The organism is Microbacterium sp. GW821-FHT01D02 (assembly GCF_059422585.1).
Genome location: NZ_JBWKXB010000002.1, coordinates 398,351 through 417,122, shown reverse-complemented (window position 1 = coordinate 417,122; position 18,772 = coordinate 398,351). Strand labels below are relative to the sequence as shown.

Below are 18,772 nucleotides of genomic sequence, written 5' to 3'. Positions count from 1 at the left end.
CGCGACGAGCCCTCTCGCACCCACCGGCTCGCACGAGGGCGGAGGCGCGGGCGCGGGAGGCATGAAGGGACGTTTCGTCTCGCTTCGCTCGCTCGACGACCGGGGCGATCAGTCGACGTGGTCGCGGGTGCTGAGGAGCGCCCGGGTCGCGATGCGGTGACCGCGGGCGAGGCTGCCCGTCAAGGACAGCCCGGTGAGGACGCCCGCGAGGAACCCCGCCGCGAACGCGTCTCCGGCGCCGATGGTCTCCACGACGGGCGCATCCAGCGCGTCGCTCTCGGCCTTCTCCGCTCCGTCGAAGGCGACGGCGCCGGCCGGGTCGGTGACGAGCAGGTACCTCGGCTGGGGGAACAGCGCGCGCAGTTCCTGCGGATCGCTCGTCCCGAACACCGCCTCGGCGTCGGGACGGGTGCAGAACACGATGTCGGCGCGGCGCGCGAAGTCGGTGACGACGGCTCGACCCTCGTCCTCGCGACCGCGCCAGAGCGCGGGACGCCAGTTGAGGTCCAAGCTCAGCAGCCGGTCGGGCCGGGCCGCCGAGAACAGTGCATCCTGCGCGGCGAGCGCCGACGGAGACAGCGCCGGGGTGATCCCGGACGTGTGCACCAGCGCGGCCTCGGCGAGGAGGGCGGATGCCGGCGCCGCGGACAGCGTCTGCGGCGAAAGGCGAGCGGCTGCGGAGCCTGCGCGGTAGTAGTGCATCGTCCCGTCGACCGCGCCGTCCGGGCGCGCGGAGAGCTCTTTCACGTAGAGCCCGGTCGGGGCGTCATCGTCGACCTCGACCGCGGAATCGTCGACGCCGTGTGCGCGCAGCTCCGCCGTCAGGAAGCGGCCGAATCCGTCGTCGCCCACCCGCGACACGACGGCGGTGCGGATGCCGGCGGACGCCAGGGCGATGGCCGTGTTCCACTCTGCTCCGGCCAGTGATCTGTCGAACGTCCGGGACTGCTCGAGCGGTCCTGTGGAGGCGGCGACGAGGGCGACCATGCCCTCACCGAAGCAGACGGCGAGCGGGGTGGAGTCGGGCACGATCTGGACACTACCGGATCGTCGACCGTCGCATTTGTATACCGGATCGCAACGTGAATCGTTTGGCATCTGAGGATTCGCTGGGTACCGTCGAAGCATCACCGTCCCCGAGGCGAAGAGGCCTCGGGACGCGCAACGAAGCGCCCGACAGGGAAGGTCACACAATGCACCAATCAGTCACGCGTCGGCGAGGACTCATCGCCGTCACCGGAGCCACGATCGCCGCTCTCGCCCTGGCGGGATGCGTCGCGAGCGAGCGAGGCGACGAAGGCTCGGAAGGCTCGGGCGATGTCGACGGCACGTTCGTGTTCGCCGCGTCCTCCGACCCGGCGAGCCTCGACCCCGCCTTCGCGCAGGACGGCGAGAGCTTCCGTGTCTCGCGCCAGATCTTCGAGGGTCTGGTCGGCACGAAGCCCGGCACGGCCGACCCCGCCCCGCTCCTCGCCGAGTCGTGGGAGCCGTCGGAGGACGGCATGTCGTACACCTTCGCGCTCAAGGAGGGCGTGACGTTCCAGGACGGGACGCCGTTCAACGCCGAGGCCGTCTGCGTCAACTTCGACCGCTGGTTCAACTGGACGGGCCTCGCCGCTTCCGAGGCGTTCGGCTACTACTACAACAAGCTCTTCAAGGGGTACGCGTCCAACCCGGCCGACGCCGTGTACAAGTCCTGCACCCCCGACGGCGACAACTCGGTCACGATCGCGCTGAACAAGCCGTTCGCCGGCTTCGTCGCCTCGCTCTCGCTCCCGTCGTTCTCGATGCAGAGCCCGTCCGCCCTGAAGGAATTCGGCGCGGATGACGTCAGCGGCTCCGCAGAGGCGCCGGTGCTCTCCGAGTACGCGATGGGGCACCCGGTCGGCACCGGCCCGTACCAGTTCGACGAGTGGGCTCCGGGCGAGCAGGTCACGCTCAAGTCGTACGACGGCTACTGGGGTGACAAGGGCCAGATCGACGAGATCATCTTCCGGACCATCGACGACCCGACCGCCCGTCGCCAGGCGCTCGAGTCGGGCTCCATCGACGGCTACGACCTCGTCGGCCCCGCCGACACCAAGGCTCTTGACGACGACGGCTTCACGATGGTGTCGCGTCCGCCGTTCACGATCCTCTACCTGGCGTTCAACCAGGCGGTGCCGGAGCTGCAGGACCCGAAGGTCCGCGAGGCTCTGTCCTACGCGGTCGACAAGGACGCCCTGATCAGCCAGGTGCTCCCGGAGGGCACCGAGAAGGCGACCCAGTTCGTCCCGGACAGCGTCAACGGCTACAACCCCGACGTCACGACCTACGACTACGACCCCGAGAAGGCGAAGTCGCTGCTGGCCGAGGCCGGTTACGACGAGGCGAACCCGCTGAAGCTCACCTTCAACTACCCGGTCAACGTCTCGCGTCCGTACATGCCGGACCCCGAGCAGATCTTCACGGTGCTGTCGTCGCAGCTCGCCGAGGTCGGCGTCGAGACCACCCCGGTCTCGGAGGAGTGGGTCGAGTACCTCGACCGCACCACCGGCACCTCGGACCACGGCATCCACCTGCTCGGATGGACCGGTGACTACAACGACACCGACAACTTCGTCGGCGTCTTCTTCGGGCAGAAGAGCTCGGAGTGGGGCTTCGACAACCCCGAGCTGTTCAAGAAGCTGACGGAGGCGCGTGGCGTCTCCAACCTCGAGGAGCAGACGCCGCTGTACGAGGACATCAACGAGATGGTCGCCGAGTTCATCCCCGGCGTCCCGCTCGCGCACCCGGCGCCGACCCTGGCGTTCGACCCGCGCGTGAAGAGCTACCCGGCCAGCCCGGTGAACGACGAGGTCTTCACGGACATCGTCCTCACCAAGTAACGGCCACCAGCCATCCTCGCTCGGTCGTCGAGCGAGCAGAGCGAGACGAGACGCGGTCTCCGGAAGGATTCCGCGTCTCGTCCCCTCGCTCCGCTCGTGCTCGGCGACCGTGCGGGGTGACCGGAATCAGGTAGGAGATCTTCGTGCTGCGCACCATCGGCAGGCGACTGCTGTTCCTCATCCCCACCCTGTTCGGGCTCAGCATCCTGCTGTTCGCCTGGGTCAGGGCCCTCCCCGGCGGCCCCGCGGTCGCCCTTCTCGGCGAGAAGGCCACACCAGAGGCCGTCGCCAGGGTCAACGAGCTCTACGGGTTCGACAAGCCCCTCATCGAGCAGTACTTCATCTGGATCGGACGTCTCCTCCAGGGCGACTTCGGCACCTCGATCCAGACGAACCGGCCCGTGGTCGAGGAGTTCATGCGCCGCTTCCCGGCGACGCTCGAGCTCAGCGTCATGGCGCTCATCTTCGCGATCGGCGTCGGCATCCCGCTCGGGTACTGGGCTGCCCGTCGACACGGGAAGTTCACGGACCACGCCTCGGTCGTGCTGAGCCTGGTCGGCATCACCATCCCGGTGTTCTTCCTCGCGTTCATCCTGAAGTACGTCTTCGCGGTGCAGCTGGGCTGGCTGCCGTCGGACGGACGGCAGAACCCGCGGATAGACGCGACCCATCCCACCGGGTTCTACGTGTGGGACGGCATCATCACGGGTGAGTTCGATGCGGCCTGGGATGCGATCCTGCATCTCATCCTGCCCGCGCTCGCGCTCGGCACCATCCCGCTCGCGATCATCGTCCGCATCACCAGGGCCAGCGTCCTGGAGGTGCAGAACGCGGACTACGTGCGCACGGGACGAGCCAAGGGCGTCGGCGCACCGACGCTCCGCAACCGGTTCATCCTGCGCAACGCGATGCTTCCGGTGATCACCACGATCGGCCTGCAGACCGGGCTCCTGATCTCGGGGGCGGTGCTCACCGAGACGGTGTTCGCCTTCCCCGGCATCGGCTCGTTCCTGGCGAGGGCGATCTTCACCAGGGACTTCCCGGTCCTCCAGGGATTCATCATCTTCATCGCGATCGCGTACGCGCTGATCAACCTGGCGGTGGATGTCTCCTACAGCTTCATCGACCCGAGAGTGAGGGTGCAGTGATGTCCCTCTCCATCGTCCGAAAGGAGGCGGTCGCATGAGCATCGCACTCCCGCCCGCCCAGGGCCCGTCCTCGGAGAGCGGCGGCAACATCGACACCGTCGCGATCGCCCAGGCCGACCTGAAGAACGGCTCCGGCGGCTTCTGGGCGGATGTGTTCCGCCGCCTCCGCCGCAATCCGACGGCATGGATCGGCGCGGCCATCGTGCTGGCGTTCCTCCTGGTCGCCGCGCTCGCGCCCCTCATCGCCCCCTATCCGGAGACGGCGCTTCCGGGAGCGAAGTACATCACCCCGACGCACATCCCCGGGCCCGGCGAGCTGCCCGAGTTCCCGCTCGGACTCGACCGCTTCGGCGGTGACGTGCTGTCCAAGCTCATCTGGGGTGCCCAGGCATCGCTCCTGATCGGTGTGATCTCGACCGCGATGGGCCTGGTCGGAGGAATGATCCTCGGGCTGCTCGCCGGAACCTTCGGCGGGTGGGTCGACACGCTCATCATGCGCATCGTCGACATCATCCTCTCGGTGCCGAACCTGCTGCTCGCGGTGTCGATCGCCGCGATCCTCGGGCAGACGCCGTTCGCGGTGATGATCGCGATCGGGGCGTCCCAGGTGCCGATCTTCGCGCGCCTGCTCCGGGCGTCGATGCTGCAGCAGCGATCGAGCGACTACGTGCTGTCGGCGCAGACGCTCGGCCTCGGCCGCGGCAAGATCACGATGTCGCACGTGCTGCCGAACGCCATCGGTCCCGTGATCGTCCAGGGGACCCTGACGCTCGCGACCGCCGTCATCGATGCCGCGGCGCTGTCGTTCCTCGGTCTCGGCGGCGGACGCCCGGAGACAGCGGAGTGGGGGCGCATGCTCACCTATGCGCAGGCGGAACTCGCGATCGCCCCGTGGCTCGCGTTCCTCCCCGGCATCTGCATCGCCGTCACCGCGCTCGGCTTCACCCTGCTGGGTGAGGCGCTGCGCGAAGCCATGGACCCACGGACGAGGGCGCGATGAGCGCTGCGAAGGAGAATCAGATGGAGCCGCTGCTGTCGGTCCAGGGGCTGGCCGTGGATTTCGCCACCATGGACGGGGTGGTGCACGCCGTCGAGGGCGTCGACCTCGAGATCCGTCCCGGCGAGACCGTGGCGATCGTGGGCGAGTCGGGGTCCGGCAAGTCCACGACGGCGATGGCCATCATCGGGCTGCTCGCCGGGGGTGGCAGGATCGCCGCCGGCAGCATCCTGCTCGACGGGAAGGACATCGCCCACGCGCCCGAGCACGAGCTGCGGTCGATCCGCGGTCGCGACATCGGCCTCGTGCCGCAGGACCCGATGTCGAACCTGAACCCGGTCGCGAAGATCGGCACGCAGGTCGCGGAGACGTTGCTCGCGCACGGTCTGGCCACTCGGCAGAACGTGCAGTCGAAGGTGGTCGAGGCGCTGACCGCGGCCGGGCTGCCCGATCCGGAGCGTCGGGCCAAGCAGTATCCGCACGAGTTCTCCGGCGGCATGCGTCAGCGCGCGCTCATCGCGATCGGTCTGGCGTGCAATCCGCGGCTGCTGATCGCCGATGAGCCCACGAGTGCGCTCGACGTCACGGTGCAGCAGACCATCCTCGACCAGATCGGGCAGATGACGCGCGAGCTCGGTACCGCGGTGCTGCTCATCACACACGACCTCGGTCTCGCCGCCGAGCGCGCGGAGCGGGTGATCGTGATGCATCGCGGCAAGGTGGTGGAGCAGGGCGATGCGCGACAGATCCTGGAAGATCCGCAGCATCCGTATACGCAGTCGCTCGTGAAGGCGGCGCCCTCGGTCGCCGCGGCTCGCCTGCGGCCCGAGGCGTTCCGCACGGCGGAGGCCGTCTCGTCTCCCTCCGCCGACGCGACGACCGAGGAGCGTCCGTCGACCGAGGAGCGCCCCTCGACCGTCGGGCGCGGTGCGGAGGCGGAAGACGCGAAGCCCGACTACATCGTCGAGATCGAGAACCTCACCAAGGTCTATCCGGTGCGGGGACGGGGTGAAGACTTCGTCGCCGTCGACGACGTGTCGCTGGTGATCCCGCGGGGAGAGACCGTCGCGATCGTGGGGGAGTCCGGCTCCGGCAAGACCACGACCGCGCGGATGCTGCTCAAGGTGATCGAGCCGACGAGCGGGCTGATCCGCTACGGGGGGAAGGACATCGCGACACTCTCCCGGGCGGAGACGCGCGACTTCCGGCAGCAGGTGCAGCCCATCTTCCAGGACCCGTACTCGAGCCTGAACCCGATGTTCACGATCGAGCGGCTGATCGGCGAGCCCCTGGACTTCTACAAGCGGGGGAGCGGTGCCGACCGGCGCCGGCGGGTGCGGCAGCTGCTCGACGACGTGGCCCTGCCGCAGTCGATGCTGCGGCGGTACCCCTCCGAGCTGTCGGGTGGACAGCGGCAGCGCGTCGCCATCGCCCGTGCCCTCGCGCTCTCGCCGGACCTGATCGTGTGCGACGAGCCGGTGTCGGCGCTGGACGTGCTGGTGCAGGACCAGATCCTCAGGCTGCTCGGCGACCTGCAGCGGGAGTACGGCCTGAGCTACCTGTTCATCTCGCACGACCTCGCGGTGGTGCGGCTGATCAGCGACTACGTGTGCGTCATGAAGGACGGCCGGCTCGTGGAGGCGGCGACCTCGGAGGAGATCTTCACCAACCCGCGCGACCCGTACACACGGCGACTGCTGGCCTCGATCCCGGGCAACGAGCTCAACATCGCCTCCTGAGAGCACCGCTCGTCGAGACCCCTCCCGCCGTCGAGACCCACCCGCGCAGACAGCTGCGGGGTGGGTCTCGACGCGGGAGGTGAGCCTCGGCGCGCCCGGATGGGCGCTCATACCGCAGCTTCCCAGATTGGTCAAGGACTGCGCTTGCCATGTCGCACAATCGTGCGTATAGTTAGTAGTTGCGCTCGTTTCTCCCTGCCCTCATATGGTGGTCGGCATCTGTTGAGTTCCCGGGCGCACACTCCACCTGACGACAAAGGAATCGAGAAGCCCTGCGGGGCTCACGGAGGTTATTCCCTTGGCTGCTGCTCGCAACGCATCCACATCCACCACCACCAAGAACGGACGCGGAGCTTCCCGTCTTTCGTTCGCCAAGATCTCCGACACGCTGACGGTCCCTGACCTTCTCGCCCTGCAGACCGAGTCCTTCGGTTGGCTGGTCGGCAACGACGCCTGGAAGGCGCGCGTGGCCGAGGCCAAGAAGCAGGGTCGCACCGACGTCAACGAGAACAGCGGTCTGGGCGAGATCTTCGAGGAGATCTCTCCGATCGAGGACCTCGGCGAGACGATGCAGCTGTCGTTCACGAACCCCTACCTCGAGCCGGAGAAGTACTCGATCGAGGAGTGCAAGGAGCGTGGCAAGACCTACGCCGCTCCGCTGTACGTCGAGGCCGAGTTCATGAACCACCTCACGGGTGAGATCAAGACCCAGACGGTCTTCATGGGCGACTTCCCGCTCCAGACCGACAAGGGCACGTTCATCATCAACGGCTCCGAGCGCGTCGTCGTCTCGCAGCTCGTGCGCTCGCCGGGTGTCTACTTCGACAAGACCCCCGACAAGACGTCCGACAAGGACATCGTGTCGGCTCGCGTCATCCCGAGCCGTGGTGCATGGCTCGAGTTCGAGATCGACAAGCGCGACCAGGTCGGCGTGCGCGTCGACCGCAAGCGCAAGCAGTCGGTCACGGTCTTCCTCAAGGCGCTGGGCATGACCAGCGAGGAGATCCTCGCCGAGTTCGCCGGCTACACCTCGATCGAGGAGACGCTCGCGAAGGACACGATCGTCACGAAGGAAGATGCGCTCCGCGACATCTACCGCAAGCTCCGTCCGGGCGAGCAGGTCGCCGCCGAGGCCGCCCGCGCGCTCCTGGACAACTTCTACTTCAACCCGAAGCGCTACGACCTGGCCAAGGTCGGTCGTTACAAGATCAACCACAAGCTGGGCCTGGACCAGCCGCTGAACTCGTCGGTCCTGACCGTCGAGGACATCGTGGCCACGATCAAGTACCTGGTGCGTCTGCACGCCGGCACCGAGGAGACCTTCACGGGCATCCGCGGTGGCAAGAAGGCCGAGATCCGTCTCGCGACCGACGACATCGACAACTTCGGCAACCGTCGCATCCGCGCGGTCGGCGAGCTCATCCAGAACCAGGTCCGCACCGGTCTCTCCCGCATGGAGCGCGTCGTCCGCGAGCGCATGACCACGCAGGACATCGAGGCGATCACGCCGCAGACCCTGATCAACGTGCGCCCCGTCGTCGCCGCGATCAAGGAGTTCTTCGGAACGTCGCAGCTGTCGCAGTTCATGGACCAGAACAACCCGCTCGCGGGTCTGACGAACAAGCGTCGTCTGTCCGCGCTCGGCCCCGGCGGTCTCTCGCGTGACCGCGCCGGCGTCGAGGTCCGTGACGTCCACCCCTCGCACTACGGCCGCATGTGCCCGATCGAGACCCCGGAAGGCCCGAACATCGGTCTGATCGGTGCTCTCGCGACCTTCGCGCGCATCAACTCGTTCGGATTCATCGAGACCCCGTACCGCAAGGTCGTCGACGGTGTCGTGACCGAGCAGATCGACTACCTCACGGCTTCCGAAGAGGTCGACTTCAACATCGCGCAGGCCAACGCCCCGCTCGATGCCAAGGGTCGCTTCATCGAGAGCCACGTCCTGGCCCGCCCCAAGGGCGGCAGCGGCGAGGTCGACATGTTCCTCCCGGAGGACATCGGCTACATCGACGTCTCGCCGCGCCAGATGGTGTCGGTCGCGACCTCGCTCGTGCCCTTCCTCGAGCACGACGACGCACAGCGCGCCCTCATGGGTGCCAACATGCAGCGTCAGGCTGTGCCGCTGCTGCGTAGCGACTCGCCGCTCGTCGGAACCGGTATGGAGGGCTACACGGCCATCGACGCCGGTGACGTGCTCACCGCCGACAAGGCCGGTGTCGTCTCCGAGGTCTCCGCGGACCGCGTCGTCGTCATGCTCGACGAGGGTGGGACGCAGGAGTACCACCTGCGCAAGTTCGACCGCTCCAACCAGGGCACGTCGTACAACCAGAAGGTCGTCGTCAACGCCGGTGAGCGCGTCGAGGTCGGAGAGGTCATCGCTGATGGCCCCGCCACCGAGAACGGCGAGCTGGCCCTCGGAAAGAACCTCCTCGTCGCGTTCATGACGTGGGAGGGCTACAACTTCGAGGACGCGATCATCCTGAGCCAGGACCTGGTGAAGGACGACACCCTCTCCTCGATCCACATCGAGGAGTACGAGGTCGATGCCCGCGACACCAAGCTCGGCAAGGAGGAGATCACCCGTGACCTCCCCAACGTCAGCCCGGAGCTGCTGAAGGACCTCGACGAGCGCGGCATCATCCGCATCGGTGCCGAGGTCCGCCCCGGCGACATCCTCGTCGGCAAGGTCACGCCGAAGGGCGAGACCGAGCTGTCGGCCGAGGAGCGTCTGCTCCGCGCGATCTTCAACGAGAAGAGCCGCGAAGTCCGTGACACCTCGCTGAAGGTGCCCCACGGTGAGCAGGGCACGATCATCGCCGTCAAGGAGTTCAACGCCGAGGACGGCGACGACGAGCTCGGCTCGGGCGTCAACCGCCGCGTCGTGGTCTACATCGCCCAGAAGCGCAAGATCACCGAGGGTGACAAGCTCGCCGGCCGTCACGGCAACAAGGGTGTCATCGCGAAGATCCTCCCGATCGAGGACATGCCGTTCATGGCGGACGGCACCCCGGTCGACATCGTGCTGAACCCGCTCGGCATCCCCGGTCGAATGAACTTCGGTCAGGTCCTCGAGACCCACCTCGGGTGGATCGCGAAGCAGGGCTGGAAGGTCGAGGGCACCCCGGAGTGGGCGTCCCGTCTGCCGGAGCAGGCCTTCGAGGCGGCTCCCGGTACGAAGGTCGCCACCCCGGTGTTCGACGGTGCGAGCGAGGAGGAGATCGCCGGTCTCCTCGACGTGACCACCCCGACCCGCGACGGCGTGCGTCTGATCGACTCCAGCGGAAAGGCCCAGATGTTCGACGGCCGCTCCGGCGAGCCGTTCCCGGCGCCGATCTCGGTCGGCTACATGTACATCCTGAAGCTGCACCACCTGGTCGACGACAAGATCCACGCACGTTCCACGGGTCCGTACTCGATGATCACCCAGCAGCCGCTCGGTGGTAAGGCGCAGTTCGGTGGACAGCGCTTCGGTGAGATGGAGGTGTGGGCCCTCGAGGCCTACGGCGCCGCATACGCGCTCCAGGAGCTCCTCACGATCAAGTCCGACGACATCCTCGGCCGCGTCAAGGTGTACGAGGCGATCGTCAAGGGCGAGAACATCCAGGAGCCCGGCATCCCCGAGTCGTTCAAGGTGCTCATGAAGGAGATGCAGTCGCTCTGCCTGAACGTCGAGGTCCTCTCGGCCGACGGCACGCTGGTCAACCTCCGCGACACCGACGACGAGGCGTTCCGCGCCGCGGAAGAGCTCGGTATCAACATCTCCAGCCGCTTCGAGGCCGCCTCGATCGACGAGATCTAACCCTTCGGGGGCCCGGGACACGCGTCCCGGGCCCACCGAAGCAGACTTCTCAAAAAGAATTTCCGACACAGGAGAACTAGTGCTCGAGTCCACAACTTTCGATGAGCTTCGCATCGGCCTGGCGACCGCAGACCACATCCGCGCGTGGTCCTACGGCGAGGTCAAGAAGCCCGAAACCATCAACTACCGCACCCTGAAGCCGGAGAAGGATGGTCTCTTCGGAGAGCAGATCTTCGGCCCGTCCCGCGACTGGGAGTGCGCCTGCGGCAAGTACAAGCGTGTCCGCTTCAAGGGCATCGTCTGCGAGCGCTGCGGCGTGGAGGTCACCAAGAGCTCCGTCCGTCGTGAGCGCATGGGTCACATCGAGCTCGCCGCTCCCGTCACCCACATCTGGTACTTCAAGGGTGTTCCCTCGCGTCTCGGCTACCTGCTCGACATGGCGCCGAAGGACCTCGAGAAGGTCATCTACTTCGCCGCCTACATGGTCATCTCGGTCGACGAGGATGCTCGTCACCGCGACCTGGGCACGCAGGAGAACAACATCCGTCTCGAGCTGAAGACGCTCGGCGACCGCCGCGATGCCAAGATCGCGGAGCGCCTGGCCAAGCTGGAGGAGGAGCTCGCCGCTCTCGAGGCCGAGGGTGCCAAGGCCGACGCCAAGAAGAAGGTCAAGGACGCCGCCGAGAAGGAGATGTCGCTCATCCGCAAGGGTGCCGACGAGGCGATCCTGAAGCTGGAGCGCGTGTGGGAGGACTTCCGCACGCTCGAGGTCGGTGCACTGCGCCCGGAGGACGACGTCTTCCACGAGCTGCAGGACCGCTTCGGCCAGTACTTCGAGGCCTACATGGGCGCCGAGTCGATCCAGCGTCGCCTCGCGGCGTTCGACCTCGTCGCCGAGGCGGAGAACCTGCGTCTGCAGATCTCCGAGGGCAAGGGCCAGCGCAAGATCCGTGCGATCAAGCGCCTCAAGGTCGTCAGCTCGTTCCTCGAGACCGGCATGAGCCCGGCCGCGATGGTCCTCGACGTCGTCCCGGTGATCCCGCCGGAGCTCCGCCCGATGGTGCAGCTCGACGGTGGCCGCTTCGCGACCTCCGACCTGAACGACCTGTACCGCCGCGTGATCAACCGCAACAACCGTCTTCGTCGTCTGATCGACCTCGGTGCCCCCGAGATCATCGTCAACAACGAGAAGCGCATGCTGCAGGAGGCCGTCGACGCACTGTTCGACAACGGTCGCCGTGGTCGCCCGGTCACCGGTACCGGCAACCGCGCCCTGAAGTCCCTCAGCGACATGCTGAAGGGTAAGCAGGGTCGTTTCCGCCAGAACCTGCTCGGCAAGCGCGTCGACTACTCCGGCCGTTCGGTCATCATCGTCGGCCCGCAGCTGAAGCTGCACCAGTGCGGTCTGCCCAAGCAGATGGCTCTGGAGCTCTTCAAGCCGTTCGTCATCAAGCGCCTGATCGACCTCGGTCACTCGCAGAACATCAAGGCCGCCAAGCGTGCCGTCGAGCGCACCCGTCCCGAGGTCTGGGACGTGCTCGAGGAGATCATCCGTGAGCGTCCGGTTCTGCTGAACCGCGCGCCCACGCTGCACCGCCTCGGCATCCAGGCGTTCGAGCCGCAGCTCGTCGAGGGCAAGGCCATCCAGCTGCACCCGCTCGTCTGCGCGGCGTTCAACGCCGACTTCGACGGTGACCAGATGGCTGTGCACCTGCCGCTGTCGGTCGAGGCTCAGGCCGAGGCCCGCGTGCTGATGCTCGCGTCGAACAACATCCTGAAGCCGTCTGACGGTCGTCCGGTCACCCTGCCTTCGCAGGACATGATCATCGGTCTCCACCACCTGACCACGGTCAAGGCGGGGGCTGCCGGTGAGGGCCGTGCGTTTGGTTCGGTGGGCGAGGCGATCCTGGCCAAGGACGAGGGCACCCTCGACCTGCAGGCGAAGATCCGCATCCGCATCCCCGGTCTGACGTTCCTCGAGGGCGAAGCTCCCGAGGGCTACGAGGGCCACGGTCTCGTGGACGCCTCGCTGGGTCAGGCGATCTTCAACGACACGCTGCCGAAGGGCTACCCGTTCGTCCGCGAGCAGGCTGACAAGAACAAGCTGTCGCAGATCGTCAACAAGCTGGCCGAGGAGTACCCCAAGGTCGAGACGGCCGCTTCGCTGGACCGCATCAAGGATGCCGGTTTCTACTGGGCCACGCGCTCCGGTGTGACGGTCGCCCTGAGCGACATCCTGACGCCGCCGAACAAGGCGGAGATCGTCGCCGGCTACGAGAAGCAGGCCGCGAAGGTCCAGTCGCAGTACGAGAAGGGTCTGACGACCGACTCCGAGCGTCGCCAGGAGCTCATCAAGATCTGGACCGAGGCCACCGACGAGGTGCAGGCCGCCATGAAGGCGCACTTCCCGGAGGACAACACCATCAACCGCATGGTGTCCTCGGGTGCTCGTGGTAACTGGCTGCAGATCCGGAACATCGCCGGTATGCGTGGTCTGGTGAACAACCCCAAGGGTGAGATCATCCCGCGTCCGATCATCTCCTCGTACCGCGAGGGTCTGTCGGTTGCGGAGTACTTCATCGCGACGCACGGTACCCGTAAGGGTCTCGCCGACACCGCTCTGCGTACCGCCGACTCGGGCTACCTGACCCGTCGTCTGGTGGATGTCTCGCAGGACGTCATCATCCGCGAAGAGGACTGCGGCACGTCGAAGGGCCTCGAGCTCCCGATCGCCGCTCCGAACTCGCAGGGCGAGCTGGTGCGCGACGCGAACGTCGAGAACTCGGTGTTCGCTCGTACGCTGGCCTCCGAGGTCGTCGACAGCAAGGGCGAGGTCCTCGCCGCTGCCGGTGACGACGTGGGCGATGTGCTGATCGACAAGCTGGTCGCCGCGGGCGTCGAGAGCATCAAGGTGCGCTCGGTCCTCACCTGCGACTCCGCCGTCGGTGTCTGCGCGCAGTGCTACGGCCGTTCGCTCGCGACCGGCAAGACCGTCGACATCGGCGAGGCCGTCGGCATCATCGCGGCCCAGTCGATCGGTGAGCCCGGTACCCAGCTGACGATGCGTACCTTCCACACGGGTGGTTCGGCATCGGCGGATGACATCACGCAGGGTCTGCCCCGCGTGCAGGAGCTCTTCGAGGCGCGTACCCCCAAGGGCGCGTCGCCGATCGCCGAGGCCGATGGCCGCATCGCGATCGACGAGACCGACAAGGGCAAGAAGGTCATCCTCACGCCTGACAGCGGTGAGGAGCCGGTCATCTACCCGGTGCTGAAGCGTGCGACGCTTCTCGTCGAGGACGGCCAGCACGTCACGGTCGGTCAGCCGATCCTGGTGGGCACGCTGGACCCCAAGGAGATCATGCGTGTCATGGGTGCTCGCGAGGTGCAGCGTTACCTCGTCGGCGGCGTCCAGGGCGTGTACCGCTCGCAGGGTGTGCCGATCCACGACAAGCACATCGAGGTCATCGTCCGTCAGATGCTCCGCAAGGTCACCGTCGTCGATCACGCCGACACGACCCTGCTCCCGGGTGAGATGGTCGACCTCAAGCGCTACCAGTCGATCAACCGCGAGGCTGTGGCCGAGGGCAAGCGCCCCGCGTCCGGCCGTCCGGAGCTGATGGGTATCACGAAGGCGTCGCTCGCGACCGAGTCGTGGCTGTCGGCCGCCTCCTTCCAGGAGACGACCCGCGTGCTCACCGAGGCTGCGATGCAGGGCAAGCGCGACCCGCTGGTCGGTCTCAAGGAGAACGTCATCATCGGTAAGCTCATCCCCGCCGGAACCGGTCTCTCGAAGTACCGCGACGTCACGGTCGAGGCCACCGAGGAAGCCAAGAGCGAGCGCTACCCGAACCGGATCTTCGCATCCGACGGCGCGTACGCGGACGGCGACTTCGGCTACGTCGACTTCGACGCGTTCTCGACGGACGACATCACCCCCGGTACCTACAACTGATACCGAGTGAGTGAGTGAGAAGGCCCCGGGGTTCGCCCCGGGGCCTTCTTCGTGCTCTGCTCCCGCCGCGCCGCGTGCGCGGGATGCTGCCGAGTGCACGGGATGCTGCCGAGTGCACGGGATGCTGCCGAGTGCACGGGATGCTGCCCAGTGCACGGGATGCTGCCGGGTGCACCGCCTGTTCGCGTGGCGAAGCCGTGCGCTCGGCGCGAAGCCGTGCACTCGGCGGAATGGGGGAGGGAGAGGGAGGGGAGGGGCGCGATAAGGTCGGCGGGTGAGCAACGAGACCTCTCCCGCAGCATCCGTCGTCGTGATCGGTGACGCCCTGATCGACGAGATCCGCGATGGGTCGGGCGTGCGGGAGCTGGTCGGAGGCGCCGCCCTCAACGTGGCGGTCGGCCTCACCCGGCTCGGCGTCACGACGACCCTCCTCGCGATGGTGGGCGACGACGAGGCGGGCGACCACATCCGCGAGTACCTCGCCGACCACGGAGTCGCGCTCATCGCCAGCGACGCGCCCCACGGGTCATCGCGGGCGGTCGTGCGGCGCGCGGCGAACGGTGAGCCCGAGTACGTCTTCAACGAGGCTGCCCAGCGGCGCAGCATCCGTTACACGGCGGACGCGCGAGCGGCCATCGAGCGCGCGGATCTCACCGTGATCAGCTGCTTCCCCTTCGATGTGCCGGCCGAGGTCGAGGCGCTCGTGGACGCGCTGGCCGGAGCCGCGGTGGCGATCGACCCGAACCCGCGGACGGGGATGCTCCACGATCGTGCCGAGTTCGTGCGGGGGTTCGAGCGTCTCGTGGAAGGCGCCCAGCTCGTGAAGGTGGGCGCGGACGACGCAGCCGTGCTGTACGACGGTGACCTCGACGGGCTGCGTGCGCGTCTGCGGGCGCGTGGTGCTCTGGCCGTCGTGGCGACGGCGGGAGCGGACGGCGCGGTCCTCGAGACGGATGCCGGGGTCGTGGCGGCGCCGATCGCGGAGCTTCCCGGCCGGATCGTCGACACGGTCGGAGCAGGAGACGCGACTCTCGCAGCGGTCGCCGCCGGTCTCGTGGCGGGCGCACCCACGAGCCGCGGAGAGTGGACGGCGCTCCTGCGGCGGGCCATGGACATCGCGGCCGCGACGTGCCGCGCAGAGGGTGGCCTGCTGCGCACACCGGAGTCGCTCGCCGATGCTGCGCGAGGAATCCACGGGAGCTGAGCACTCGATTTCACCCGCCCGGCTCTGGCGGGTATGATGATTTCTCGTGCCCCCGGTTGGCTGTTCAAGTCGGACGGGTGCGCTCTGGCGAGTTACCCAAGCGGCCAAAGGGATCTGACTGTAAATCAGACTGCTCTGCATTCGGGGGTTCGAATCCCTCACTCGCCACCAGTGAAACGCCCCCGTTGTCGGGGGCGTTTTCGTCTCCGCGATGCGACCGGATCCGTACGGCGCGAGTGGGACTGTTGAACAGGCGATTCATCGTATACTGTGAGCGAAGTCTCAGGTTGATGGCGGGTTAGCCCGGGGCATTACCGAAGGGTATGCTCATGCAGCTCCCGTCCCGCGCGCCTTTTTCCGGTCGCCCGACCCGCCACGTTCGCACACGTCGCACGTTGCTGTCTCGCCTGAGGCGCAGCTCCGGTCAGCGCAAGCCCTGGGCGATCACGGCCCTGCTGACGCTGGTCCTCGCGACCATCGTCGTCCCCGCCGGCCCCGCGGTCGCCGCGCCGGGCGACGCGGCTGCGGTCTACCTGGCACCCTCGACGGCGGGCGCGACCATCGGATCGAACAAGGATCTCGTCGGGCCGACGGAGTGCCCCTCGAACTCGGTGCTCACCGGGGTGCAGACCGAGAACCGTCAGAACGTCGCGCCGACCAGTGCGAACTCGATCCTCGTGCGCGTCAGCATCCAGTGCGCCACCCTCGCGGTGAGCAACGCCGGGGTGATCAGCGGGACGGTCAACCCGACGTGGATCACCGGTCCGGTCTGGGATGAGAGTCGAGGAAACGTGCAGACCGGAGTCTGCCCCGCGAACACCTTCGTGCATCGGATCACCGGCACGACGTTCGTGGGCGACGGCGGGTTCCGGTGGCCGTCCTCGGTGCAGATCACGTGCCGGCCGATGACGTTCGACGCGACCGGGGCGTTGCGGGTCAACCTCGCCGCGACGCCGACCGTGCTGACGATCGGCCAGAACTTCAACACCACCGGCGGACTGCAGACCCCGACCGCGCAGTGCGGCCCCGGGGGCACGACCGGCACCAGCGACATCCTCGTCCGCGGCTACCGCGCGCAGGGCGGCGGCGAGGGCTTCGACGGGTTCACTCCGTCCTGTGCGACGATCCCGGACGACTTCGGCGATGCACCGGCCACCTACGGTTCGGCCTCTCACGAGCTCAACGGCGCCACGTATCTGGGGTGGTCGGCCGATCCCGAGACGGCCATGCAGTACAGCGCCGCCGCGACCGGCGACGACCAGGTCGGCGGCACAGCGCCGAACCAGTTCATCGACGACGAGAACGGCGTGGCATCCTTCGGGCCGATCATGGCCGGTGTCACCGGCACCTACTCGGTGTCCGTGCTCACCTCGAACAAGGTCGCGGGTGTTCCGGCGACCCTCGTGGGCTGGATCGACTTCAACCGCAACGGGGTCTTCGACGCGAATGAGGGAGCATCCGTCGCGGTGCCGGCCGGAACCGCGGACGGCGCGTCGGTGACGCTGAACTGGACAGGGCTGACCGCGCGCACCGTCGCCGGCCAGACATTCGCCCGGTTCCGCATCGCCAGCGGGACGGGACTGACGACGTCGACGCCGACCGGCGTGATCGCGCCGGGAGAGGTGGAGGACTACGCCCTCACCATCACCGCCGCACAAACGGCACTGTCCCTGGTGAAGACCGTCACACCGACCACGGTGACCGCGGCGGGGCAGGACGTCACCTACACGTTCGCGATCGCCAACACCGGCAACGTCGCCGTCTCGAACATCGGGATCACCGAGACCGCGTTCACCGGCACCGGCGCCGTGGGTCCCATCACGTGTCTGGCGACGGCTCTCGACGTCGGACAGAGTACGACCTGTTCGGCGACCTACACGACGTCTCAAGCCGACTTCGACGCCGGATCGATCACGAACACCGCGATCGCGACGGGGACCTCGGCGGCGAACACGCCGGTGCAGAGCTCGCCCGGGACGGCGGTCGTCACCACCACGCGGGCGACGTCCCTCACCGTGGTCAAGTCCGCGACCCCCTCCGGTCCGGATGACTTCACCGTCGGCCAGGTCATCGACTACTCCTTCGTCGTCACGAACACCGGAAACGTGACCGTGACGGGCCTCGCCATCGCGGAGACCGCGTTCGACGGCTCGGGCACGATCAGCGCCGCGGTATGCCCGACGACGCCCCTGGCACCGGGCGGCCAGGCGACCTGTACGGCCACATACACGCTCACGCAGGCGGATATCGACAGCGGGTCGGTGACGAACACGGCCACGGCGACCGGCGTACCCCCGGGTTCGCTCACCCCTCCGGTCTCGCCGCCGTCGACGGTGACCGTCCCCGCCGAGTCCGCTCCGGCCATCACGATCGAGAAGACGGCCGGCACGACGGAGATCACCGCTGCCGGTCAGGCGATCGCGTACTCGTTCCTGGTCACCAACACCGGCAACGTCACCCTCACCGACGTCACCGTCGACGACGCCGACTTCAGCGGCTCCGGCCCTCTCGTCGTCGACTGCCCGACCGGAGCGGCGTCGCTCGCACCCGGCGAGCAGGTGACGTGCACGGCGGACTACACCGTCACCGCCGCCGATTACACGACGGCCGCTCTCACGAACACGGCGACCGCGACCGGCACACCGCCCACCGGCGAGCCGCCCGTCGCCCCGCCGTCCACCGTCGAGATCCCGGTGATCCCGGCCCCGGCGATCACCGTCGCGAAGACCGCCGACGTGACCGAGCTCACGGCTGCCGGACAGACGGTCACCTACTCGTTCCTGGCGACCAACACCGGCAACGTGACCCTCACCGACGTGGAGGTCGCGGAGTCCGACTTCACGGGCACGGGCACGGCTCCGGTCATCGACTGTCCGGACGGTGCGGCCTCGCTCGCTCCGGGTGCGTCGGTGACGTGCGAGGCGACGTATGTCGTGACGCAGGCGGATCTGGATGCCGGTGGTGTGACGAACACCGCCACGGCGACCGGCACGCCTCCGGGCGACCTCGAGCCGCCGGTGTCCCCGCCGTCGACCGTCGAACTCCCTGCTGACTCCACAC

General features: G+C 67.7%; 9 protein-coding genes and 1 tRNA gene. 9 read left to right on the top strand and 1 reads right to left on the bottom strand.

Going from position 1 to position 18,772, the window contains the following annotated elements; genetic code table 11:
* Positions 1-108: 108 nt before the first annotated feature.
* Positions 109-1,029 (bottom strand): sugar kinase, encoded by a 921-nt coding sequence (locus AC07VM_RS10780; RefSeq protein ID WP_494911141.1) that lies wholly within the window; start codon positions 1,027-1,029, stop codon positions 109-111.
* Positions 1,030-1,193: 164 nt separating this feature from the next.
* Between AC07VM_RS10780 and AC07VM_RS10775 the strand changes: the two genes are divergently transcribed.
* The 9 genes from AC07VM_RS10775 to AC07VM_RS10735 form a co-directional block, all read left to right on the top strand.
* Positions 1,194-2,867 carry an ABC transporter substrate-binding protein gene (locus tag AC07VM_RS10775; RefSeq protein WP_267417455.1) on the top strand — a complete coding sequence of 558 codons (1,674 nt, stop codon included), beginning with the start codon at positions 1,194-1,196 and terminating at the stop codon, positions 2,865-2,867.
* 143 nt (positions 2,868-3,010) lie between these two features.
* Complete coding sequence (locus tag AC07VM_RS10770) at positions 3,011-4,015, top strand: ABC transporter permease (RefSeq protein ID WP_267417456.1); 1,005 nt, start codon at positions 3,011-3,013, stop codon at positions 4,013-4,015.
* Positions 4,016-4,049: 34 nt separating this feature from the next.
* Positions 4,050-5,015, top strand: coding sequence for an ABC transporter permease (locus tag AC07VM_RS10765; RefSeq protein ID WP_494911139.1), 966 nt, complete (start codon positions 4,050-4,052; stop codon positions 5,013-5,015).
* Positions 5,012-6,751: an ABC transporter ATP-binding protein gene (locus AC07VM_RS10760; RefSeq protein ID WP_267417459.1), complete on the top strand. Its 1,740-nt coding sequence runs from the start codon at positions 5,012-5,014 to the stop codon at positions 6,749-6,751. The genes AC07VM_RS10765 and AC07VM_RS10760 overlap by 4 nt, the downstream gene beginning before the upstream one ends.
* A 298-nt stretch (positions 6,752-7,049) precedes the next feature.
* Positions 7,050-10,553: a DNA-directed RNA polymerase subunit beta gene (gene rpoB / locus AC07VM_RS10755; RefSeq protein ID WP_267417460.1), complete on the top strand. Its 3,504-nt coding sequence runs from the start codon at positions 7,050-7,052 to the stop codon at positions 10,551-10,553.
* Between the two features lie 79 nt (positions 10,554-10,632).
* The gene (gene rpoC, locus AC07VM_RS10750; protein WP_494911136.1) at positions 10,633-14,508 is read left to right on the top strand and encodes a DNA-directed RNA polymerase subunit beta'; all 3,876 of its coding nucleotides are present in this window, start codon (positions 10,633-10,635) and stop codon (positions 14,506-14,508) included.
* A 274-nt stretch (positions 14,509-14,782) separates the two neighbouring features.
* Positions 14,783-15,712, top strand: coding sequence for a PfkB family carbohydrate kinase (locus tag AC07VM_RS10745; protein WP_494911134.1), 930 nt, complete (start codon positions 14,783-14,785; stop codon positions 15,710-15,712).
* A gap of 86 nt (positions 15,713-15,798) precedes the next feature.
* A tRNA-Tyr gene (locus tag AC07VM_RS10740) sits at positions 15,799-15,883 on the top strand.
* 224 nt (positions 15,884-16,107) lie between these two features.
* A partial coding sequence (locus AC07VM_RS10735) for a DUF7507 domain-containing protein (protein ID WP_494911133.1) occupies positions 16,108-18,772 on the top strand: 2,665 nt, incomplete at its 3' end.

Excerpts from the sequence above, each read along its gene's own strand:
- AC07VM_RS10760 (WP_267417459.1), top strand. The coding sequence starts at position 5,012 with ATGAGCGCTGCGAAGGAGAATCAGATGGAGCCGCTGCTGTCGGTCCAG.
- AC07VM_RS10775 (WP_267417455.1), top strand. The coding sequence starts at position 1,194 with ATGCACCAATCAGTCACGCGTCGGCGAGGACTCATCGCCGTCACCGGA.
- AC07VM_RS10765 (WP_494911139.1), top strand. The coding sequence starts at position 4,050 with ATGAGCATCGCACTCCCGCCCGCCCAGGGCCCGTCCTCGGAGAGCGGC.